Genomic DNA, 24,063 nt, shown 5'->3' on the forward strand with positions numbered 1-24,063 from the left:
TTAAATGATAAGGAATGAGATTTATTATTTTTACAAGTTCTTAATCAATTCATCCGCAAATTCAGATGTTTTAACTTCAGTCGCACCATCCATTAAACGTGCAAAGTCATAAGTCACTACTTTAGATGCAATCGTTTTCTCAACAGACGCTGTAATTAAATCAGCAGCTTCTTGCCAACCTAAATGTTCAAGTAACAACACACCGGATAATAATACTGATGATGGATTTACTTTATCTAGATTTGCATATTTAGGCGCTGTACCGTGCGTCGCTTCAAAAATAGCGTGACCCGTTTCATAGTTAATGTTTGCGCCTGGGGCAATACCTATACCTCCAACTTGAGCAGCTAGTGCATCTGAGATATAATCTCCATTTAAATTCATTGTCGCAACAACATCGTGGTCAGATGGGCGTGTTAAAATTTGTTGTAAGAAAATATCAGCAATGGAATCTTTAATAATAATTTTACCATCATTTTCAGCTTGCGCTTGAGCGTCATTTGCAGCGTCTTTACCTTGTTCATCAACAATTTTGTCGTATTGTTGCCAAGTAAATACTTTGTCACCAAATTCGCGTTCAGCTAAGTCGTAACCCCATTGTTTGAAGGCCCCTTCAGTGAACTTCATAATATTACCTTTATGAACGAGTGTGACTGATTTACGTTGATTATCTAAAGCATATTGAATCGCCGCGCGGACTAAGCGTTCTGTCCCTTCTTTGGATACAGGTTTGATACCAATACCACTTGTTTCAGGGAAACGAATATTTTTCGCACCCATTTCATTTTGTAAGAAATCAATGATTTTCTTAACTTCATCGGAACCTTCTTTAAACTCAATACCTGCATAGATGTCTTCGGTATTTTCACGGAAGATGACCATATCCGTATCTTGAGGATTTTTTACAGGCGATGGTACACCTTGGAACCAACGAACTGGACGTAAGCACGTAAAAAGATCTAACTCTTGACGTAAAGCCACATTGAGCGAACGAATACCACCACCAATAGGCGTTGTGAGCGGACCTTTAATTGCGATAAGATATTCTTTTATCGTATCTAATGTTTCTTGAGGTAACCATTCACCTGTTTGGTCAAATGCTTTTTGACCTGCTAATACTTCTTTCCATGAGATTTCTTTTTCGCCATTGTATGCTTTTTTAACAGCTTCATCGATGACACGACTTGCTGCTTTCCAAATATCTGGTCCAATACCATCACCAATAATAAATGGTACAATAGGTTGATTTGGTACATTTAAACCTTCTGCTGTTTTGACAATTTTTTCACTCATTATAAAGTACCCTCCATGAATTTAAAATCTCGTCTAACTTTAGACTTATTTAACGTTTTTCGATTGGTTCGTATTTACGATCAGTTTCACCAATATATGTTGCACGTGGACGCATAATTCTATTATTACGTAATTGTTCTAAAATATGTGCAACCCAACCTGATGTACGGCTGACAGCAAAAATTGGTGTAAATAAATCATGATCAATACCCATGCTGTGATATACAGTTGCACTGTAAAAATCAACATTTGGTAATAATCCTTTTTCCTGTTTTACAATGTCGGCAATTTTAAGTGAAATTTCAAACAATTCACTTTGACCTGTTTCTTCCGTAATTTTATGACTCATTTCTTTTAAATATTTTGCACGTGGATCGCCATCTTTATAAACACGATGACCGAATCCCATAATTTTTTCTTTGTTGTCGAACGCTTTTTTCAAGTATGCTTCAACGTTATCAATTGAGCCAATTTCAGTTAACATTCTCATAACGCGTTCATTTGCGCCACCATGAAGTGGACCTTTCAAAGAGCCTACAGCAGCTGTAATTCCAGAATACATGTCTGACATTGATGAAACAGCACATCTAGCTGTAAACGCAGAAGCATTCAACTCATGGTCAGCATGTAAAATTAAAGCTTTGTTAAATCCTTCAACTTCAACATCAGTTGGCTTTTCCCCTCTAAGCATATATAAAAAGTTTGCCGCATAAGATAAGGATGTATCTGGTTTAACTGGTTTTTTCCCTTCACGTACACGTGCAAAAGATGTTACTAATGACGCAATTTTCGCTTGAATGCGGATGCCACGTTCATATAATGCTTTCTCATCATTATCATCTGCATTATTGTCAAAGTGTGCTAAGTAAGACACTGACGTACGTAATGCTGTCATTGGATGAACTTCATCTGTAGCATATTCTTCAAAATGACTATACATACGCGGATTAAGCGTCATATAATGGTGTAATTTATCTTTTAATTCTTGAAGTTCTTTTTCGTTTGGTAATCGGTAATTCCAAAGAAGAAACATTACCTCTTCGAACAAAGCATTTTCAGCCAAATCATCAATATCATAACCTGCATATGTTAACTGGCTATCGATAATTGAACTAATCTTTGTTTCTGCTGCAATTACACCTTCTAAACCTTTCTGTAGTTGTGCCATATGAATTTCCCCTTTACTGTATATTCGCTCTTTTGTAATGGCTTTCATTAGTCATTATAGCTAATATCACGCTATTTGTGAATATTTAATGAACGTTGAAATATCAGAATAATCTAATATAAACAAATGTTAAATGGACCTCATTTAACTTCAATGTATTGATATTATCATGTTTCTAGCTATTTTAAGAGCTATGTAAAATAAGTGATTTTTAATCATTTGCTTTCTTTATCATATTTAATAATAAGAATTGATAAGCATGAAGCGTCATTTAATATCTTAAAAACAACATCACTAGATGTTGTTTGAAGTGAACATATAAAAAAACCACTATATATCATTTATACCCGATATATAGTGGTTTTGTCTTTATTTATGCTTTTGATTTAAAACTTTTTTATAAAACGTTTGCATAACCTTCAAATACTTTACCTTGTGAAGCATCAACAGTTACTAAAATATTATCTTTAATTGTATCAAGTACGCCATTTACGCCTACCACTGTTGGAATACCTTTTTCTAAACCAACGATAGCACTTGGTGAAGTTAAGCCACCTTCTTCGGTAATTAATCCTATCGCATGATCTAAATAAGGGACAAAGCTTTCATCAATGGAAGGTGTGACAATAACGGATTGAGATAAATCTTTACCTTCTAATTGAGTAGCATCGTTTACAACAACAGTACGACCAACCGCTGATGTGCGTCCAATACCTTGACCTGAAGCAATTTCATCACCAATTAAGTGAAGCTTCATTAAGTTTGTTGTACCTGATTCACCAGTAGGTACACCCGCTGTAATAATGATTAAATCACCATTTTCAACACGCTCTGACTCAATTGCAGTGGCAACAGCATTATTTAACAACTCATCTGTAGTAAAGTTTCCTTTCTTAATCACAGGATAGACGCCCCAGATTAATGTACATTGACGCGCTGTTGTATCATTTGGTGTGACAGCTAAAATATCTGATTTTGGACGATATTTTGAAATCGTTTTTGCAGTGTTACCACTTTCAGTTGCTGCAACAATCGCTTTAACGTTTAAGTTAAGGGCTGTGTGCGCAGCAGAAACACCAATCGCGTTCACAAGAGATGTTTCAACAAGTTTCGTACGGTCTGACAATAATTTTTTATAGTCTTGCGCTTGCTCAGCAGCAACGGCGATATTATGCATCGCTTTAACTGCTTCTTCAGGGTAAGATCCTGCAGCAGTTTCACCTGATAACATTACAGCATCAGTGCCATCATAAATGGCATTGGCAACATCCGATGCTTCAGCACGTGTCGCACGTGGATTACGTTGCATTGAATCTAGCATTTGAGTCGCAGTAATGACAGGTTTACCTAATTTATTACATTTACGAATTAAATCTTTTTGAACGATTGGAACTGTTTCAGGTGGGATTTCAACACCCATATCCCCACGTGCAACCATTAGACCATCAGAAACTTCAAGAATATCATCAATATTATCAATACCCTCTTGGTTTTCAATTTTAGGGATAATACTAATTGTGTGGTGATTTGCTTCTTCTAAAATTTTACGAATTTCTAATACGTCACTTGAACGTCTTACAAAGCTTGCAGCGATGAAATCAACATTTTGTTCAATACCAAAACGAATATCATCAGCATCTTTTTCAGTAATACCAGGTAGGTTTACACTCACGCCCGGTAAGTTTACACCTTTTTTGTTTTTAAGTTCACCAGTATTTAGGACTTTACAATGTACATGACCTGCATTGACATCAATCTCTTCAACAAGAAGCTCAATTAAACCGTCATCTAATAAGATAAATGAGCCAACGTGTACATCATTAATTAAGTTTTCATATGTGACTGAAAACATTTCTGGTGTACCTTCTACTTCAGACATGCTTACAGTTACATTAGAACCTTTTTCAAGTGTAATTAAGCCGTCTTTCATATTATGTGTACGAATTTCTGGCCCTTTCGTATCTAATAAGATACCGATATTTAAGTTTAATTTATTGGCAACTTTGCGGATGGATTCAATACGTGCACGATGTTCTTCATGTGATCCATGAGAGAAGTTTAAACGTGCAACGTTCATACCTGCTCTCATAAGTTTTTCTAACATTTCCTCTGATTCTGATGCTGGACCAATCGTACAAACAATTTTCGTTTTTTTCATGGCTATGCCTCCTATGTTAAATCGATAATTCCTTAGTTAATTCAAGCATACGTTTATTTATTTTATTCGTATCATCATTGTTAAATATTAAATCAAATTCAGTTGCAGTTAAATGGTTATCTTTAATACCTACCCCTTTAGCAGTTTCACCATTCATTAATAATTCCAACGCATAGCCTCCAAGTCTAGACGCTAGAACGCGATCGACACCTGTTGGGCTGCCACCACGTTGAATATGACCTAAAACAGAGACACGTGCATCGACATTAATGTATTTTGTCAACTCTTCAGCACATTGATTACCTGACATACATCCTTCAGCAACGATAATGATAGAATGTTTTTTACCTCGATCAATACCGTGTTGAATTTTTTCAGCAATATCTTGGATGTTATAATCTGCTTCAGGTAAAATGATTGATTCTGCACCTACTGCAAGACCTGACCATAGCGCTAAATCACCACAATCACGTCCCATAACTTCAATAATAAATGTACGCGCATGACTTGATGCAGTATCTCTAATCTTATCGACTGATTCAATAATCGTATTCAATGCAGTATCAAAACCAATTGTAAAGTCTGTCCCTTTTATATCATTATCAATAGTTCCAGGGATACCAATAGTTTGAATGTCTTGGCACTCTTCAGTGATGCGTTGTGCACCACGGTAACTTCCATCTCCACCAATGACGACAAGCCCTTCAATACCTCGTTTACGTAAATTCTCAATTCCTTTAGCTCTGACACTTTTGTCTTTAAACTCAGGGCAACGTGCAGAATATAAGAACGTTCCTCCTCGTTGAATCGTATCACCTACAGAACCAAGTTCAAGTTTATGAATATCATCATTAATTAATCCTTGATACCCTTGATATACGCCATATACTTCAATGTTGTGATAAATCGCTTTACGAACTACTGCTCGTACAGCCGCATTCATTCCCGGTGCATCTCCGCCACTTGTTAAAACTGCTATTTTTTTCATGTAGACATTCCCTTTCTCGCTTTGTTGTTACTTTAAAAATACCATAAATCTAAAAGGCAATCCATTAAAAATAGAATCAACTTTCGATGAAAACGGTTTATTACAAAAATGTCATGAATCGTTCATATTACACGTTTTCATATGTGTTTTCATTATTTGTATTATGACATCCTAATTGTGCATTTTAACTTATAAATGATGTCATATTCTAACGGTTTCTCTGAAAGGACCCTCTCTTTAAATATAGCGCACACGTAGTTGGTTCACCAAGTTTCAATCTATGTGACTTAGTAGTGTAGAACCTCTTGCTAAATTTAAAAGCCCCCAAATTCATATTGTATGACTTTGGAAGGCTTTATGTTGTGTTGTCGAAAAAATCTAATACGTAAAATCACGCTTCTACATACGTACCCATTTTTCTAAATTTATTAAAGCGATCTTCTTTAATCGCATCTGGACTCATAGTTTCAAAATCTTTTAAATGCGTCGCAAATTTCTCTTTAATATGCTTTGCTTGTAATTCAATATCCTGATGCGCACCACCAAGTGGTTCATTTACCACTTCATCAATAATATTGAGTTCTTTTAGATCATAAGCCGTTATTTTCATAGTCTCTGCTGCGATTTTAGCTAATGAACTATCTTTCCATAAAATACCAGCTGCCCCTTCTGGAGAAATAACAGAATATGTACTATTTTCAAGCATCAGTATGCGGTTACTCACACCAAGGCCAAGCGCACCACCACTTCCGCCTTCTCCAATAACAATAGCGATGACCGGAACTGTTAAGCCGGCCATTTCAATTAAGTTACGCGCAATCGATTCACTTTGACCTCGTTCTTCTGCTGCTTTACCTGGGTATGCACCTTTGGTATCAATAAATGTAAAGATGGGACGTTGGAATTTCTCAGCTTGCTTCATCAAACGCAATGCTTTTCGATATCCTTCGGGATGTGCCATTCCAAAGTTACGATAAATATTATCTTTCGTGTCTTTACCACGTTGTTGACCAATTACTGTTACAGGTAGCCCATTAAAATAAGCAATACCACCTATAATGGCCGGATCGTCACGAAAGTTACGATCTCCATGAAATTCAATAAAATCATCAAAAATATGCGGAATATAATCAAGTAACGTTGGTCGCTCTTGTAAACGAGCAATCTGTACACGATCCCACGGTTTTAAAGTTGTGTATACTTTTTCTTTCTCTGTCAGTAATGCTGCTTCTAACATTTCAATTTCATCAGATAAATCTACGTCATTTTTAGATTGTGCTTCTTTTAGTGAGTCGATTTTATTTTTAATTTCTTGAATTGATTTTTCAAATTCTAGCATTACGATTTCACCTCACTATGCATTGCTAACAGTTGTGCTAACGTTTGCTTCATTTCACTGCGATGTACCACTTTATCAAGTTGGCCATGTTCAAGTAAAAATTCTGCAGTTTGGAAATCATCAGGCAATTTTTCATTAATCGTTTGTTCTATAACACGACGACCTGCAAACCCAATTAATGCTTTAGGTTCAGCTAAATTGATGTCTCCTACAGAAGCAAAACTTGCCGAAACCCCACCTGTTGTTGGATGCGTCATATATGAAATAAATAAAAGTCCAGCTTCAGAATGTTTTTCTAAAGATACACTCGTTTTAGCCATTTGCATTAAAGAAATAATACCTTCTTGCATACGTGCACCGCCTGAAGCAGTAAATAATACAAATGGTAATTGGTGCTCAGTACAATGATCAACAATTCTACAAATCTTTTCACCTACAACTGAACCCATACTTCCCATTCTAAAACGTGAATCCATCACACCTACACCAAATTCAATACCATTAATTTTAGCTGTACCTGTGACAACCGCTTCATTCAATCCCGTTTTAGCTTGATCTTTTTCAACTTTCTCCTCATAACTCGGAAAGTTTAGAGGATTAGCAGAAGTCATGCCTTTATCAAACTCTTTAAACGACCCTTCATCTGAAATCGCCTCAATACGACTGTGTGCGGATAAAGGGATATGGTGGTCACAATTGAAGCACACGTTCAAGTTTTCAGTGAGTTCCTTCGTATACATAATTTTTTTACAATTAGGACACTTGGTCATAATCCCTTCAGGAACATCATTTTGTTTCGAATCTTGAACAGTGACGTATTTTTTCTTTTTTGAATTTCGATTGAAAAAATCTTTAAACATACTTTTACCTCCACACTACCTTTATCTCTGTGTTATTTAAGGTCAGTTAATGTTAACGTTTTTTGATAGATATCTTCAGGATCTACATCAATGCGTGCGACACCAGATTCCATCGCAGCTTTAGCAACCTCTCTTGCTACAGAAGGTGCTACACGTTTATCAAAAGGACCTGGAATCACGTAATCTGCATTAAGTTCCTCATCTGATACTAAACTCGCAATGGCTTTCACAGCCGCTTGTTTCATTTTTTCATTGATATGTGTTGCACGTACATCTAAAGCACCTCTAAAGATGCCAGGAAACGCTAATACATTATTAATTTGATTTGGAAAGTCTGAACGCCCTGTTCCAATCACTTTTGCGCCAGCTGCTTTAGCAAGGCTTGGTGTAATTTCTGGGTTTGGATTTGCCATCGCAAAGATTATTGGATCATCTGCCATCGTTTTAACCATATCTTCAGTTAAAATATTCGCTACTGATACACCAATAAAGACATCTGCATCTTGAATAACATCTACTAATTTCCCATCTATTTTGTCTTTATTTGTCCATTTCGCAACAAAGTCTTTTGTAGGGTTCATTCCATGTGGACGCCCCTCATAAATCGCACCTTGTGAATCACACATCACCATATTTCTAACTCCATATGAATAAAGGAGTTTGACTATAGCGATACCTGCTGCACCCGCACCATTTAAGACAACGCGAATATCTGCAATATCCTTGTTAACGATACGTAATGCATTCATTAAACCTGCCATTGTTACAATTGCGGTTCCGTGTTGATCATCGTGAAAGACTGGAATTTTCGTTTCTTTCTTTAATCTTTCTTCAATTTCGAAACAACGTGGGGCTGAGATATCCTCTAAATTAATGCCACCAAAGTTAGGCTCTAAAAGCTTAACCGTACGAATGATTTCTTCAGTATCTGTAGTTGAAAGTGATAACGGAATGCCATCTACACCAGAAAAACTTTTAAATAAAACAGCTTTTCCTTCCATTACAGGAATACTTGCTTCAGCACCTATATTTCCTAAGCCTAACACAGCAGTACCATCAGAAATCACCGCAACTGTGTTACTTTTCATTGTATAATCATAAACACTTTCAGGGCGTTCATGGATATCCTTACATGGTTCAGCAACACCAGGAGAATAAGCTAAACTTAGTTCTTCTTTGTTGGTTACTTTTACTTTTGGTGCCACACCTAATTTCCCTTGGTTTTCTTTATGCATATGTAAAGCATCGTCTCTTAAAGACATTCATTATCAACTCCCGTATTTACTGTCACATCTTCTAGACTGCCGAACAGTCGAACTTAAACGTCATTATACTATACGTCATAAAAAATTGATATACAAATTACATTTTCAACACTCTTATAATAATCTTATATTTTTCGGGCTCATAGATTGAATGAGCGTTTGTATGTGACGTTTCTCTATAATCCCTAGATTAAATGTTTGTTTAGCATCATTATCAAAAAACACAACATGTACGCCATCCTTTAGGCCTGATGGTACATCACTTTGATAGATGTATTGATTTAAGTCATCGCTTAATTTTTCTCTAATAACAATTTTTCGTGTAGCAGCCAGCTTGTCTTTTTCAAATTGTTCTAAACCTTTAAAACTATTGATAACAATTTGAACCTTATTGTTGCGACGTTCAAACTTTCCTTCCACAACATAAAATTGATGTTTATCAATACGAGAACCTATCGTTTGATACAAATTCGGGAATATAACACCATCCAATTGTCGTACACCGTCATTTAAAACTACAAAAGCCATTTGCTGTCCTTTTTTAGTGCGGATAACTTTTAAATCTTCAAGCATAACGAGTATAGGTTCGTTATGCGCTTTCATGGTCAATGGAAAGACTCCAAGATATTGTTTGCGTTCAAAAGCTTTTTCTGCGGGGTGTTTTGACACGTAAAACCCTAAATAATGTTTTTCGTAATTCGATTTTTGTTGATCAGGCATTTCCTCAGTTTCATCATATTCTTGTTTTGTAGTAGAAAATGCTTCTAAAAATGTTTGGTCTAAGTCAGACTGAATATCACTGACTTTATCAATAGATTGTAAAAGTGTTGCCCGATTTTTATTAAAACAATCCATCGCCCCTGATAGTATCAAAGCTTCTAATAAGCGTCTTGAACGCACTCTTCCAGGTATTCTCTGACAAAAATCAAACAGGTCTTTGTACGGCCCATTCTCTTGACGCTCTTTCACAATCGTTTGCACACTTTGATAACCCACGCCTTTAATGGATCCTAATGAAATATAGATTTGATTTTTATAAGTGCGATACCGCCAATGGCTATAATTAATATGCGGCCCATTAATTTCTATATTTTGATGTTTTGCTTCATAAATCATTTGTGAAGTTTTAACTTCATTACCAATCACATTGCTTAAAATATTTGCATAGAAAAATGGTGCATAGTGTACTTTTAAATAAGTCATAATGTAGGCAATTTTAGAGTAACTTACAGCATGTGCTCTTGGGAACCCGTAATCTGCAAACTTTAAAATCAGGTCAAAAATTTCTTCACTTAGGGCTTTCTGATAACCTTTTTTTGATGCGCCTTCGATAAAATGTTGCCGTTCATTTTCTAGAACTGCTCTATTTTTCTTACTCATTGCACGTCTTAAAATATCTGCTTCTCCGTAACTAAACCCAGCAAATTGGCTCGCGATTTGCATGATTTGTTCTTGATAAATAATAACGCCATAGGTCTTTTTTAAAATAGGTTCTAAATCAGGATGCAAGTACGTAACTGTAGTAGGTTCATGACGACGTTTAATATATGTTGGGATTTCTTCCATTGGACCAGGTCTATATAAAGAGGTTACGGCAACGATATCTTCAAAATGTTGTGGCTTTAATTTTTGAAGTACCCGACGTACGCCTTCAGATTCGAGTTGAAATATTCCCGTACTCTCTCCCTTAGAAAGCAACTGAAAAACTGCTTTATCATTGAAAGGAATGGCTTCAATATCAATGTGAACACCCAAATTTTGATGCACTTGTTTGACTACTTGATGAATAATGGTTAAGTTTCTTAAGCCTAAAAAATCAATTTTCAAAAGACCTAGACGTTCAGCTTCTGTCATTGTCCATTGGGTAAGTAGACCTGTCTCCCCTTGCACTAAAGGAATCGTTTCATATAATGGTTGGTCATTAACGATAACCCCTGCGGCATGTGTGGAGGTGTTTCGCGGTAAACCTTCTAATTTTTTACATAACTCAAACCATTGTTCGTGACGATGATTACGGTGCACAAATTGTTGAAATGCTTCTGAGGTATAAGCTTCATCCAAAGTGATACCAAGTTTACTTGGGATAAGTTTAGAAGCTTCACTTAACGTTGCTTCATCAAATCCCATGACACGACCTACATCTCGCGCTACTGCTTTTGCTAAAAGATGACCAAATGTAACGATTCCTGCCACTTTGAATGCACCATACTTTTCTTGAACATAATGAATGACTTTTTCACGTTGCGTATCTTCAAAATCAATATCAATATCTGGCATTGTTACACGTTCAGGATTTAAAAAACGTTCAAATAGTAAATCATATTTTAAGGGGTCAATCGTTGTGATATTTAATAAATAACTGACTAAGGAGCCTGCAGAAGAACCCCGACCAGGCCCGACCATAACTCCATTATTTTTGGCATAATTAATAAGATCACTCACAATTAAGAAATAATCACTATACCCCATGGTTTTTATCGTTTGAAATTCGTGAGCTAGGCGCTCTTGATACATTCGAGAAGTTAAATGTCGGCGTGTTAATGCATTTTGTAATTGCTCCCATAAGAAAGTATCTGCATCCATCCCTTGCGGTGTTTTAAATTCTGGTAATAAAGGTTGATGATAGACAAGTTCGGCCTTACAAAGATTCGCAATTTCATCAGTTGTCGTCAACCATTCAGGAGGTAAATTCATAGCTTGTAATGATTCTATCGTTTTAAAGTGGCATTCAGATGCTTGTTCCATATCCATGAGGTTCAATTTAGTGTTGTCTCGAATGGCACCTAGTACTGCTACAGTGTCTTTATCGTCCGGTGTTTCATAATATGTCGCTTCTATCCAAGTTTTTGAGACGTTATCAAGGGTCGAACGGTGATCCGTGTAAACAGAAGTCGTTTGAGGTAGAGCATCAAACCAAGAAGCCACCTCTTGATTAACATCTTTAAATATTGCCACTGTATGCGCGCTATATTGAGGTAAATCATGGATATTAACTTGTAAAGTTTCATGTAAGTTTATTTCTGAAGATAAGCGATATAATCCTTTTAATCCTTCATTATTTTTAGCGAGCAAGACAACCTCTTTTTCTATTAATCCATCAGTCACATGTATCGTAAGCCCTAAAATAGGATGAATACCAACTTTTACACACATATCGTAAAACTGGGGAATACCATACATGACATTAAGGTCAGTAAGTGCAATGGCTGTGTAACCTTCTTGTTTGGCTTTAACTACAATACGCTCAATCCGAATACTTGAATTGAGCAAATCATATGAGGAATGTATATTTAAATGCGCAACCATTGCAATACCTCCTTTTAGTTTAATTTCATTTTTAAAGCTTGTGTTAGAGATTCAAAAGTCTCCCAATCACTAACCGAAACGCCCGAAGCATTTGGATGTCCGCCACCGCCAAACTTCTCGGCTATATCATTAATTACTATTTGTTTAGAACGAATACGACAACGAATTTCATTACCTTCATCCACAGCAAACACCCAAATTTTTAAACCTTTGATCTCAGCTATGCTATTCACGAATAACGATGCTTCATTCGGTGCAATTTGATGTGATTCTAGAACATCTTTCGTTATTTTAACTTTACAAAAACCATCGTTATCTAATTCAAAATGCTGTAACACGTATCCTTGAAATGCTAATAAATATGGCTCTTTCTCAGCCATTGCATTTAATAGCGCATGGTGATCAATGTTATGTTCCAACAATGAAGCTGCCGCCTGCATCGTTTTAGGCTTCGTATTATTGAATAAAAATCGTCCAGTATCTCCTACAATACCTAAATATAATGCACTTGCGATTGCACTATTGATATAGTGTAAATCACCCGATTCTTCTATCAATGAATAGATAATTTCACTTGTAGACGAAGCGTTTGTATCAACATAATTTACCATACCATATTGGTCAACAGGTGGATGATGGTCTATTTTAATAAGATAATCTCCAAAATGATATCGGTCATCATCGATTCTAGGGGCATTAGCCGTATCACAAACAATCACTAAGGCATGTGCATACACTTCATCTGCGATTGTATCCATTTCTCCAAATAAAGTTAATGTTGGTTCATTAGCCCCTACACAATACACTTGTTTTTCCGGATACTTTGCTTGAATATATTTTTGTAAACCTGTTTGAGACCCTAATGCATCAGGGTCAGGTCTGACATGTCGATGAATAATTATCGTTTCATATTCTTTTATTTTTAATTGTATTTCTTCAAACTGATTCATGTTAACACTTCCTTAATTGTCCAATAATTGACACATGAGTAAAGCAGTCGCTACAGGTTGTTGACCACTTTGCATCGTCACTTCTAGTTTTGCGAAATTTCTTCCCATATCCAATATATTGTATAGTACTTCGATTTCATTTTCTATTTGTACTGTTTTAATGTAAAAAATATTCAAGCTTTCTATCATAACTTCTAGTTTCTTTTGTTTACGCATGACATATTTGATTGTTTCTTCAATAATTGCGACCGAAACTGATTTACTTAATGTTCCGAATTGATTCGTTAGCTGTGGTGTAATTTGAACATGAATTTGATTATTACGAATATCAATATGCTTCGCCACTTGATCATTAATGGTTTCGCCAACTTGAGGTTGTCGTCCTGCAATCTGCATCGCCTTTAAAACATCTTCACGAGATATAACACCAATGAGTTTTTTATCCGCTGCGGTTACGGGGAGTAATTCTATGCCTTCCCATATCATTGAATGGGCACAACTCGCTACTGTCGTACTTAATTGCGCACTCATTGGTGGTTTTGTCATCACACGGCTTAAAGGAGCTTTAGGTGATTGACTTAAAATATCTTTACTAGTAATGATACCCGTTAATTTCATTTCTTCGTCAACGATAGGAAACCTAGAATGTCCTGTTTCTTGCGCTTTTTTACGTACTTCTTTGACGGGCATCGTATCAAATAAATAAGACGTTTCTTCTATTGGAATGACAATATCTTCTACTAATAATATCTCTTTCTTAATCATTTGATTGTACATGGCACGATTAATGATATTTGCAACCATAAATGTATCATAATTAGATGAAATAATTGGCAGATCATGTTCATCAGCATATTGTTTAATTTCTTGAGATGTTTCAAAGCCGCCTGTAATTAAGACGGCGCTTCCTTTATTTAATGCTGCTTTTTGAACATCTTCTCTATTCCCAACTATCAACAATGTATTTTTTGAAACATAATTGACAACGTTGTCTTTTTCCATCGCACCAATGGCAAATTTAGTAAGCGAATTGAATTGACCACCTCGACCAGCAATTAACTGGCCATCCACAATTTTGGCGATTTCACCAAATGTAAGCACATCTAACTGTTCACGTGTCTTCTTTTCTATGCGCACTGTACCCACTCGATCAATTGTAGCCACTAGACCACGTTGTCCAGCGTCTTTTATAGCTCGATATGCTGTCCCTTCTGAAACATCTAAATCTTTTGCTATTTTTCGAACCGAAATCTTTTGACCGATTGATAGCTTTTCAATATGTTTAATAATTTGTTCATGTTTTGTCATCTTATACTACCTCAACAATTATAGGGATAAAATTTTAAGTAGACCCGCTTCCTTGATGTCATTGTCTTCATTATTATACATTTTTTTATACCTTAATGTGAAAGAGAAATATTATATTACAAGCAGAAGTTTAATGGATTTTTGTAAATTATTTGTTTAAAATAAAATAAAAAGGAGGAATGTATGATGCATACACATATTTTACTCGCCGTTGATCCTGATTTAGAAAATGTCAAAGCAATCGAAGAAGTTCAAAAACTGTCAGGTCCCTCCACGATTGTAACTTTATTACACGTCATCGGCGAACAAGATGTTCAAGCCTCTGTACGACTAGGAACACATGTAAATGAACTGAAACATTTACGAAGTGAAAAAATGTCGGAAACCAAACAACGACTTGACGCTGCCAATATTCAATATGAAGAAATTATTGAACGCGGAAACCCTAAAGAGAAAATCGTTGCTTACGCGAATAGCGGTCGCTATGATATTGTCGTTTTAAGTAACCGTAAAGCTGAAGAAAATAAAAAATTTGTTTTAGGTAGTGTAAGTCACAAAGTCGCAAAACGTGCGAAAATACCAGTCCTTATTGTTAAGTAAAAGAAGGACTAAACAAAACACAATTTAATACTTTAGAACGTGAAAACCTTCAAAGTGATACGAATCAACTTTGAAGGTTTTTAAGTTTGAATAACGTCTTACTTGCAATAACAGTAGTAATTATTTACACCAATTGAACTGCTTCACCTGGTTTTAATATTTGCACCTCTCCATGTGTCACAGCATTTTTAAATGCTTCAGGATCTTGTTTAATAACTGGGAATGAATCAAAGTGAATCGGCACACTAATTTTAGGCTTAATGAAGTGATTCACTGCATAGCTTGCATCTTCTATACCCATCGTAAAATTATCACCAATTGGAACAAAACACACATCTACTGGGTGACGTTCGGCGATTAACTTCATATCGCTGAATAAACCTGTATCTCCTGTATGATAAATCATTTTACCTTCAAGTTTTAGAAGAACACCCATAGGCATACCCAAATAAATTGGTTTGCCATCATCATCCATTAAGCTTGAACTATGAAACGCTTGGACAAATTTTAATGTACCAAAATCAAAAGTCCATTGTCCGCCAATATTCATGCCATGCACATTTTCAATCCCATGTGCTGAACTTAGATAATTCGCTACTTCTGCCGTACCAATGACTGTGGCATTCGTACGTTTGGCAATGTCAATCGTATCTCCAAAATGATCCTCGTGACCGTGCGTTAATATGATATAATCCACATCAAGGTTTGAGGCATCTAAGTCTGATAATACATTACCTGTTATAAATGGATCAATGATGCCTGATTTGCCATTTGCCTCAAAATACACTGTTGATTGTCCGTGAAAAGATAGTTTCATTATGCATCCTCCTTTTTGTTACTTTCACTATACCACGTCTTTACCCCCAACACACATTCTTACAAATTGAATTGTTGTTCATTCTTATTTAGAATAAAAGTATTAAGGAGGCGTTATAAATGAATCAAATTGAACAATTGGTTTCTAAATTAAATGAAGCACAAGTGGATGCAGCTTGGATAAGTCATCCAATTAATATTTTTTATTTCACTGGATATAAAAGTGAGCCCCATGAGCGCTTGTTCGCATTGTTAGTCAAAGCGTCAGGTGAATGCGTTTTATTTTGCCCACAATTAGAAGTCGAAGAAGTAAAAGCATCTCCATTTGAAGGAACTATCATAGGGTATTTAGATACCGAAAACCCTTATCAAAAGTATGATGCATCCATTAAGACAATGTTTATTGAAGAAAATCATCTTACATATCGTCGTTATCAAGAACTTACTAAAGCATTTCATATTAACGCAGTATATCCTGTTGATCCTATCATACAAGAAATGAGAAATATAAAAACGGAACACGAAATCAACATCTTATCTAAAGCCGCACAACTAGCAGACGAATGTATGAGAATCGGAGAAGCTTTCTTAAAAGAAGGTGTCACTGAAAGAGAAGTTGTTAATCATATTGAAAATGAAATTAAAGCATTCGGTGTCAACGAGATGAGCTTTGATACGATGGTACTATTTGGAGATCACGCTGCAGCGCCTCATGGTACACCTGGTGAACGTCAATTAAAAAACAATGAATTTGTACTGTTTGATCTAGGTGTTATTTATCAGAATTATTGCAGTGACATCACACGAACAATCGCTTTTGGCCACCCTAGCGATGAAGCACAAAAAGTATATGACATCGTTAAAAAAGCAGAACAAGAAGCTATTAATAAAATAAAGCCTGGTGTTAAAATTAGTGACATCGATATAACTGCGCGTCAAATCATTTCAGACGCTGGGTATGGTGAATATTTCCCACATCGCCTAGGACATGGCCTAGGACTAGAAGCGCATGAATATCAAGATATATCTGAAACTAATGATAATGTTTTAGAAGAAGGTATGGTCATTACTATAGAACCTGGTATATACGTTCCGGGTATCGTTGGTGTCCGTATTGAAGACGATATACTTGTGACCAAAAATGGCTATCAATCTTTATCTTCATATCAGAAATAACACCTCCGTCAGACACATTGCGTTGTTCATGTGAAGTACAGATGTCTTTCATATCGATGTGATTCTCATTGAATAGCATTTACTTTTAGATTTACTCGTAAATACTTACACTTTGAGCTCAAACGGAACATAGATTATGCCTTCACTCGTCATCTTTAAATACGTGTTGAAGGCATTTATTGTGTGAACACATTGATGTACGATGTGGAGCTTATCTAATTTTTATGCATTCTCACTATTATTGGTGAAAACTACCGTAACGATGAATAGGGTGGGCACTGACATCAGTTCCCCACCCTATTAAGTGTTCGTAAGATTTTATTTATTATTTTAGCACTTCTGCAACTGGCGTAAATGATTTATTAAACGCCTCTGCAACAGCTTTGTTCGTCACTAAGCCATTAAACGTGTTTAATCCTTGTGATAAAGGTACGTTGTCCGTAAGTGCTTGTTTGTATCCTTTATTTGCTAATTGTAAAGCATATGGTAGTGTTGCATTGTTTAAACCAATCGTTGATGTACGTGGTACAGCTCCTGGCATATTGGCAACCGCATAATGCACAACCCCATGTTTAATATAAGTTGGGTCATCGTGTGTAGTAATACGGTCAGTAGTTTCAAAAATGCCACCTTGGTCGATTGCAATATCAACTACAACAGAACCCGCTTTCATTTGTTTAATCATATCTTCAGTAACAAGTTTAGGTGCTTTAGCGCCAGGAATCAGCACAGCACCAATCACTAAATCACTTGCTTTGACATGTTCTTCAATATTAAGTGGGTTAGACATAATCGTATGTACACGGCCATCAAATAACTCTTCAAGTTGTTGTAAACGTTTAGGATTTACATCTAAAATCGTTACATCTGCACCTAATCCTAAAGCAATGCGTGCCGCATTAGTACCTGCTTGTCCACCACCAATAATTGTAACTTTACCTTTTTGAACACCAGGTATACCACCTAATAGAATGCCCATGCCACCGTTAAATTTTTGTAAGAACTGCGCACCAATTTGAGCTGACATACGTCCAGCAACTTCACTCATTGGTGTTAAAAGTGGTAATGAACGATCAGCGAGTTGAACTGTTTCATAAGCAATTGCTACCACTTTCTTTTCGATAAGCGCTTCAGTTAATTCTGGCTCATTTGCTAAATGTAAATAAGTGAATAAAATAAGCCCCTCTTTAAAGAAGCCGTATTCTTCTTTTAAAGGCTCCTTCACTTTAATCACCATATCTACGTCCCATACTTGCGCTTGACTTTCAATGATTTCTGCACCAGCTTCGATATAATCAGCATCTTCAAAAAAAGACCCCATACCAGCTGATTTTTCGACGAGAACTGTATGACCAGCCTCAACTAATGCGTGGACACCACTTGGTGATAACCCCACTCGATTTTCATTATTTTTTATTTCCTTAGGAATACCAATTTTCATTCTCCCTGCACCTCCCAAGACTAATGATAACGCATGTATAATGTAAGCGCAATCATAAGATTGGTTTCTTTTTGTAACATATGATAATTGGCAGAATTTACAAAAAATATGATATAATTAAAGTGAAATAAGAAAGGAGTTTTTGCCATGTTAATGTACAAAAATATTCTAATCGCTGTAGATGGTTCACACGAAGCAGAATGGGCTTTCAACAAAGCAGTAGCAGTGGCTAAACGTAACGATGCCAAACTTACTATCATGAATGTCATTGATTCTCGTACGTATACTTCTTTTGAAGTTTATGATTCTAATTTCACAGAGAAATCTAAATCATTTGCGGAGAAACTATTAGATGGGTATCGTAAGATTGCTGAAGAAGAAGGCGTGGCACATGTTGAAACGAAACTCGAATTCGGTTCACCTAAATCAATTATTCCTAAAAAAGCGAGTGAAGAAGGCAGTATTGATTTAATCATGTGTGGTACTTCTGGATTAAATGCTGTAGAGCGCTTTATTGTAGGTTCTGTATCAGAAGCAATTGTTCGTCATGCTGAATGTGATGTATTAGTTGTCCGTACAGAACAAATTCCAGAAACATTCGAGCCTCGAGTTGCTACAAAAGAACTCCTACAAGATCATAATATTTAATACAAAATGTTAAAAAAAGGGTTGGGCTTATGCCCACCCTTTTTTAATAGTAAAACTGCCTACTTAAAGGTAGGCAGCACTACTTATATATTAAAGATTACCGAAAGTCATAACGTCACGTGCAATCATCACTTCTTCATTAGTTGGAATTACTAAAACTTTTACAGGTGAATGTGGGTAATTCAATTCAGCTTCTTTACCACGTAACCCATCGTTTTTACGAGGATCCCAATAAACGCCCATAAATTCTAATCCTTCTAATACACGCGCACGAATCACATCTGAGTTCTCACCTACACCTGCTGTGAAGACGATGACATCTACCCCATGCATACGTGTCGCATATGAACCCATATACTTGTGAATACGAGATGCGAAGACTTCAAGTGCTAATTCCGCACGTGCATTACCATTGCTAGCATCGTCCTCAATATCACGTAAATCACTTGATGTACCTGTAATACCTAACAAACCAGACTCTTTATTCAATGTATTTAATACTTCGTCTGCAGTTTTACCTGTTTTTTCCATAATGAATGGAATAAGGGCAGGGTCAATATTACCTGAACGTGTACCCATTGTTACACCTGCTAAAGGCGTGAAGCCCATAGATGTATCCACAGATTCGCCACCATCAATAGCTGCAATTGACGCACCATTACCAATGTGGCAAGAAATAATACGTAATTCCTCAACAGGTTTACCTAACATTTCTGCTGCACGTTGTGAAACATATTTATGACTTGTACCATGGAAACCATATTTACGAATACCATAATCTTTATAGTAATTGTAAGGTAAGCTATAAAGAAATGCAGATTCAGGCATAGTTTGGTGGAATGACGTATCGAAAACTGCTACGTGAGGGATGTTTGGTAATAGTTTTCTAAACGCTTCGATACCCATTAAATTCGCTGGGTTATGAAGTGGTGCTAAGTCTGTTAATTTTTTGATATCAGCAACTACATCATCTGTTACAAGCTCTGATTCAGGGAAACGTTCACCACCATGTACAACACGATGACCTGTACCATCAATATCATTGATATCGTTAATAATACCATGTGCTTGTAAACTATCTAACATCATATTTACAGCTTCTTCATGGTCTTTAATGTCTTTAACTTCTTTTACTTTCTCTCCGTTCACTTCGATAGTGAAAATAGAATCTTTTAATCCTATGCGCTCGATTAAACCTTTTGTAATCATTTTTTCTTCAGGCATTTCAATTAATTGAAACTTTAATGATGAGCTACCAGCGTTAATCGCTAAAATTAACTTAGACATGTAAACGTCCTCCAATATTTATAAGTTTTATATCCAAAATCTATTTAAACATTATCACAGTTTGATTTCAAGAGTGACACAGATTATTTTTTTGGATGATTTTTTTGCATCCATTCATTTAATTCACTTAAGAAATTTTGAAAGTTTTGTGGCTGTTTTAAATCTGGAATATTTGCAAGTAAAACTTCGACAGGATGGGTAATACCCTGTGCTTTCTTTTGTAAAACGAGCAATGATTTTTGTGCACGTTCACTTTTAAATAAATTTTTAGGTAAATGAAGGAAAGCTTGCATTTCAGTTTCTGTTGCAATGAAATTTTGCAACTGTTTCACTTTGGCATCTTCAAATAGTGCACGTGGTACGACTAAAAATGCAAAACCTGATGGTTTAAGTGCTGTTATCGCTTGTTCAATAAACAAATGATGCGCGTAACTGTGACCTTCTTTAAAACCTAATTTCATTTCATGACTACGTTCATCAACTGGGTAATACCCGATTGGTAGGTCTCCAATCACTACATCTGCCTCCTCAAAAGGTAATGGCATAAGTGCATCTTGAGGATAGACATCGAAAGGAATTTCAAGAAAATTAGCTAAATGTATACTTAAGCGCGATAAAACTGGATCCACTTCAACCAAATGATGCATTAATGTTTTCTCAGACATGACTTCGTTTACAGTAGCACTTAAGTGCCCTGCTCCACTACCTAAGTCTGCGATGTGAAGTGCCTCACTATCAGTTTCAAATTGAGAAATTAAATATCCTAAAATCAAACCAATTGAATCTGGTGTAATTTGATGGTTCGCCTGCACCTCTTCTTTTTGTAATTGGCTCAAATAAGCAAATTGAAATGCTTTGCGTCGATCTTGTAATGTAGATTGTTCTAAGACATCACGTTCTTTAGTATACAACTGTTCCATCGAAAGACCTAAATTCTCTATAAAACTTTGACCATTTTCATCGTTCAGTTGCTTCGTAGTCTCATCCAACTTTTTAAAAAGTTGTTCCATAATTGAAGTTGGTTGTGTCATTGTTTACTTCCTTTCAAAAAATAAAGGGGTGGGACTTGAACGTCCTCGCCCCGAATACATCAACCTTAATGCATTACATTAATAGTTGTTTATATTTCAAAAACAGATACTTCAAATATACCCGTTTTTAATGACTATGATAATTTTCGATATGCGTCTAATGCTGCTTCAAAATTTGGAAAATCTGTACCTTCAGATACAATTTCTTTATATACTACTTTATTGTTTTCATCTAAAACAAAAACTGAGCGTGCAAGTAATTGAAGTTCATCCATTAAAACGCCATAAGCCTTACCAAAAGAATGTGATTGGTAGTCACTTAACGTGATAACATTATCTAAACCGTTTGATGCACACCATCTTTTTTGAGCAAATGGTAAATCTAGAGATAATGTTAAAACATAGCCATCTTCATCATTCGCTTGTTCATTAAATTGACGTGTTTGTTGATCACAAACACCTGTGTCAAGAGATGGTACCACATTTAATAATTTTTTCTTCCCATCAAATTGAGATAACGTAACTTGTTGTAGCGCTTGATCAACGACTTTGAAATCTGGAGCTTGATCCCCTACATTCACCTCGTTACCTAACAATGTAACAGGATTTTGTTTAAATGTAATTTGTGCCATAACTGTATTGCCTCCTTAAATAAATCCGAGTCAATTTTATTATACGAGTTATGTAATGACTTCGCACGTCATAGACCTTCGTTTTCTTGAATATATTTTAAATATTTATTCTTAATCACAACTGTATCTGCAAAATAATCATGTACACCAATGTGTTTAGGTGTGAAAAACACTGCTAAATATGGTAATCCGAGTAGAATGTTAGATATAATGCGACCAATCCATTCTCTAAATATAACGTCAGACCATAGTGGCTTTTTTAAGTCCTTACGATAAACCTTGATGCCTAAAATCATTTTTCCAAGTGTTTGTTGGAAGTATTTCGTCATTAAGACGAAATATAAGAAATATAATAATGCATTCAGTATATGTGTAAGGCTAAAATAAGATATCCACAATTTAAATTCATCTGCCCCTGTAAACACTAAAATAGGGTTCAAAATGATATTAAACACTGACCACAAAATAAGTAAGTCTATGATATAACTCAAAAAACGACGGCCAAATCCTGCATAGAAAAATGCATTTAACTCATATTTATGTTTCGTCAAAAATGTAGATGCCGGCGGGTGTGCATGATATACATTATTTGATGTATTATGATGGTATTCATTGATTGTCATGCTTACCACCTACCCCTCATATAAATACATTGGACGCGTGTCCGAGTTATTATTTAAAATTTGTTTGATTTCAGTGAAATTCGCTTGAATATTTTCTAATGTCGCTTTCATTCCGAATATAGAGCCAAGTCCTTGTTGAGATTCATCAAACGTAATCACTTGAGGGTTTTTAACTTTCATTTCTTTTCCCATCGCTTTTATCGCATCTTCTTTATATCCAATTTCATCAATTAAATGATTCGCTTTCGCTTGTTGCGCGCTATAAATACGGCCATCAGCAAGTTTACGTACTTTTTCTTCAGACATATGACGTCCTTCTTTGATTACTTTCACAAATTGATCAAAACTATCTTTATTTATAGACTGTAGTATTTCACGTTCTTCATTGGTCATTTCACGTTCTGGACTCAAAATATCTTTATGATTGCCAGATTTAATCGTATTGGTTTTAATACCAAGGTTATTTAATAACTCTGAATAATCCTTTGCTTTCATAATGACACCGATAGAACCTGTTAATGTTTGTGGACCTGCGTAAATTTTATCCGCTGGCATGGAAATATAATACCCCCCTGAAGCGGCAAGTGTTTCCATTTGAACATAGATTTTTTTACCCTTATCTTTAACTTCTTTTAATTTTTGATAAAATTCATCACTTTCATATGTACTTCCACCCGGAGAATTGACTACTAATAAGACCCCTTTAATAGAATCATCTTTTTTAATTGTTTCAAGTTGTTTCAACGCCGATTTATGATTATAACCTTCACCTCCACCAAATAAACCACCTGATGATTCACCCGAGATTTCACCTTTAACCACAATCTCAGCAATTTGATGAGATGGATCTCCGTTTTTAACTACGGATGTAGGTGCTTGATCGAGATCATTCAAACTGCCATTAAAAACATTTGAAACCAATGTTGTCACAACACTCATGACAATACCACCAAATACAATCACCGCAGCTAATATGATTGCTACAATTCTTTTAGACATACTAAACTCCCTTTCATTTTAATCAATAATGCTTTCCAATTATTTTATCATTTATTTCATAGTTTTGAAAAACATTATTAAAAAACCTTGTTGTCGCACATTTTATATAACAAAAAGAATTGAGTAGACTGAACCACTCAATTCTTTAGACCTTGTCATAAGGTAGTTGCTAGAT

At 35.7% G+C, this 24,063-nt stretch carries 20 protein-coding genes; 3 read left to right on the forward strand and 17 right to left on the reverse strand.

The window, feature by feature from the left end; all coding sequences use genetic code 11:
* Nucleotides 1-30: 30 nt before the first annotated feature.
* The 10 genes from icd to G8Y85_RS10145 form a co-directional block, all read right to left on the reverse strand.
* Nucleotides 31-1,296: an NADP-dependent isocitrate dehydrogenase gene (gene icd, locus G8Y85_RS10100; protein ID WP_103345304.1), complete on the reverse strand. Its 1,266-nt coding sequence runs from the start codon at nucleotides 1,294-1,296 to the stop codon at nucleotides 31-33.
* 46 nt (nucleotides 1,297-1,342) lie between these two features.
* Complete coding sequence (locus G8Y85_RS10105; protein WP_103345305.1) at nucleotides 1,343-2,461, reverse strand: citrate synthase; 1,119 nt, start codon at nucleotides 2,459-2,461, stop codon at nucleotides 1,343-1,345.
* A gap of 397 nt (nucleotides 2,462-2,858) precedes the next feature.
* The gene (gene pyk, locus G8Y85_RS10110; RefSeq protein WP_165805778.1) at nucleotides 2,859-4,619 is read right to left on the reverse strand and encodes a pyruvate kinase; all 1,761 of its coding nucleotides are present in this window, start codon (nucleotides 4,617-4,619) and stop codon (nucleotides 2,859-2,861) included.
* A 16-nt stretch (nucleotides 4,620-4,635) separates the two neighbouring features.
* Nucleotides 4,636-5,607 (reverse strand): 6-phosphofructokinase, encoded by a 972-nt coding sequence (pfkA, locus tag G8Y85_RS10115; protein WP_037565520.1) that lies wholly within the window; start codon nucleotides 5,605-5,607, stop codon nucleotides 4,636-4,638.
* 391 nt (nucleotides 5,608-5,998) lie between these two features.
* On the reverse strand, nucleotides 5,999-6,946 hold the full coding sequence (locus G8Y85_RS10120; protein WP_060551231.1) for an acetyl-CoA carboxylase carboxyltransferase subunit alpha: 948 nt from the start codon (nucleotides 6,944-6,946) through the stop codon (nucleotides 5,999-6,001).
* Nucleotides 6,946-7,806: an acetyl-CoA carboxylase, carboxyltransferase subunit beta gene (gene accD, locus G8Y85_RS10125; RefSeq protein WP_060551232.1), complete on the reverse strand. Its 861-nt coding sequence runs from the start codon at nucleotides 7,804-7,806 to the stop codon at nucleotides 6,946-6,948. The genes G8Y85_RS10120 and accD overlap by 1 nt, the downstream gene beginning before the upstream one ends.
* A gap of 32 nt (nucleotides 7,807-7,838) precedes the next feature.
* The gene (gene ystJ / locus G8Y85_RS10130) at nucleotides 7,839-9,068 is read right to left on the reverse strand and encodes an NADP-dependent malic enzyme (RefSeq protein WP_103345307.1); all 1,230 of its coding nucleotides are present in this window, start codon (nucleotides 9,066-9,068) and stop codon (nucleotides 7,839-7,841) included.
* 117 nt (nucleotides 9,069-9,185) lie between these two features.
* The gene (locus tag G8Y85_RS10135) at nucleotides 9,186-12,377 is read right to left on the reverse strand and encodes a DNA polymerase III subunit alpha (protein ID WP_165805779.1); all 3,192 of its coding nucleotides are present in this window, start codon (nucleotides 12,375-12,377) and stop codon (nucleotides 9,186-9,188) included.
* Nucleotides 12,378-12,391: 14 nt separating this feature from the next.
* Nucleotides 12,392-13,327 carry a DHH family phosphoesterase gene (locus G8Y85_RS10140; RefSeq protein ID WP_060551235.1) on the reverse strand — a complete coding sequence of 312 codons (936 nt, stop codon included), beginning with the start codon at nucleotides 13,325-13,327 and terminating at the stop codon, nucleotides 12,392-12,394.
* A gap of 12 nt (nucleotides 13,328-13,339) precedes the next feature.
* Nucleotides 13,340-14,635, reverse strand: a complete 1,296-nt coding sequence (locus tag G8Y85_RS10145; RefSeq protein ID WP_060551236.1) for a DRTGG domain-containing protein — start codon at nucleotides 14,633-14,635, stop codon at nucleotides 13,340-13,342.
* Nucleotides 14,636-14,821: 186 nt separating this feature from the next.
* Between G8Y85_RS10145 and G8Y85_RS10150 the strand changes: the two genes are divergently transcribed.
* A complete protein-coding gene (locus G8Y85_RS10150) occupies nucleotides 14,822-15,235 on the forward strand; it encodes a universal stress protein (protein WP_060551237.1) in 414 nt (137 codons plus the stop codon).
* A gap of 124 nt (nucleotides 15,236-15,359) precedes the next feature.
* On the opposite strand, the gene G8Y85_RS10155 is transcribed toward G8Y85_RS10150, so the two are convergent.
* Complete coding sequence (locus G8Y85_RS10155; RefSeq protein ID WP_165805780.1) at nucleotides 15,360-16,052, reverse strand: metal-dependent hydrolase; 693 nt, start codon at nucleotides 16,050-16,052, stop codon at nucleotides 15,360-15,362.
* 119 nt (nucleotides 16,053-16,171) lie between these two features.
* On the opposite strand from G8Y85_RS10155, the gene G8Y85_RS10160 reads away from it, so the two are divergent.
* The gene (locus G8Y85_RS10160) at nucleotides 16,172-17,227 is read left to right on the forward strand and encodes a M24 family metallopeptidase (RefSeq protein WP_107400948.1); all 1,056 of its coding nucleotides are present in this window, start codon (nucleotides 16,172-16,174) and stop codon (nucleotides 17,225-17,227) included.
* Between the two features lie 325 nt (nucleotides 17,228-17,552).
* Here the strand turns inward: G8Y85_RS10160 and ald are convergent, their stop codons facing one another.
* Nucleotides 17,553-18,668: an alanine dehydrogenase gene (ald, locus tag G8Y85_RS10165; protein WP_037565530.1), complete on the reverse strand. Its 1,116-nt coding sequence runs from the start codon at nucleotides 18,666-18,668 to the stop codon at nucleotides 17,553-17,555.
* Between the two features lie 147 nt (nucleotides 18,669-18,815).
* Here ald and G8Y85_RS10170 point away from each other — a divergent pair, with 147 nt between their 5' ends.
* The gene (locus tag G8Y85_RS10170; protein ID WP_037565531.1) at nucleotides 18,816-19,316 is read left to right on the forward strand and encodes a universal stress protein; all 501 of its coding nucleotides are present in this window, start codon (nucleotides 18,816-18,818) and stop codon (nucleotides 19,314-19,316) included.
* 90 nt (nucleotides 19,317-19,406) lie between these two features.
* Here G8Y85_RS10170 and G8Y85_RS10175 read toward each other — a convergent pair whose 3' ends face one another.
* The 5 genes from G8Y85_RS10175 to sppA all read right to left on the reverse strand — a co-directional run bounded on the left by G8Y85_RS10175 (nucleotide 19,407) and on the right by sppA (nucleotide 23,888).
* On the reverse strand, nucleotides 19,407-20,603 hold the full coding sequence (locus tag G8Y85_RS10175) for an acetate kinase (protein WP_037565532.1): 1,197 nt from the start codon (nucleotides 20,601-20,603) through the stop codon (nucleotides 19,407-19,409).
* 83 nt (nucleotides 20,604-20,686) lie between these two features.
* Nucleotides 20,687-21,634 (reverse strand): class I SAM-dependent methyltransferase, encoded by a 948-nt coding sequence (locus G8Y85_RS10180; RefSeq protein ID WP_165805781.1) that lies wholly within the window; start codon nucleotides 21,632-21,634, stop codon nucleotides 20,687-20,689.
* A gap of 134 nt (nucleotides 21,635-21,768) precedes the next feature.
* Nucleotides 21,769-22,266 (reverse strand): thiol peroxidase, encoded by a 498-nt coding sequence (gene tpx, locus G8Y85_RS10185; RefSeq protein WP_037565535.1) that lies wholly within the window; start codon nucleotides 22,264-22,266, stop codon nucleotides 21,769-21,771.
* A 68-nt stretch (nucleotides 22,267-22,334) separates the two neighbouring features.
* The gene (locus tag G8Y85_RS10190) at nucleotides 22,335-22,889 is read right to left on the reverse strand and encodes an RDD family protein (protein ID WP_165805782.1); all 555 of its coding nucleotides are present in this window, start codon (nucleotides 22,887-22,889) and stop codon (nucleotides 22,335-22,337) included.
* 9 nt (nucleotides 22,890-22,898) lie between these two features.
* Nucleotides 22,899-23,888 (reverse strand): signal peptide peptidase SppA, encoded by a 990-nt coding sequence (sppA, locus tag G8Y85_RS10195; protein ID WP_103345311.1) that lies wholly within the window; start codon nucleotides 23,886-23,888, stop codon nucleotides 22,899-22,901.
* Between the last annotated feature and the right edge of the window lie 175 nt (nucleotides 23,889-24,063).

Source organism: Staphylococcus sp. 11007852 (assembly GCF_011394325.1).
Classification (GTDB): Bacteria; Bacillota; Bacilli; order Staphylococcales; family Staphylococcaceae; genus Staphylococcus; species Staphylococcus agnetis.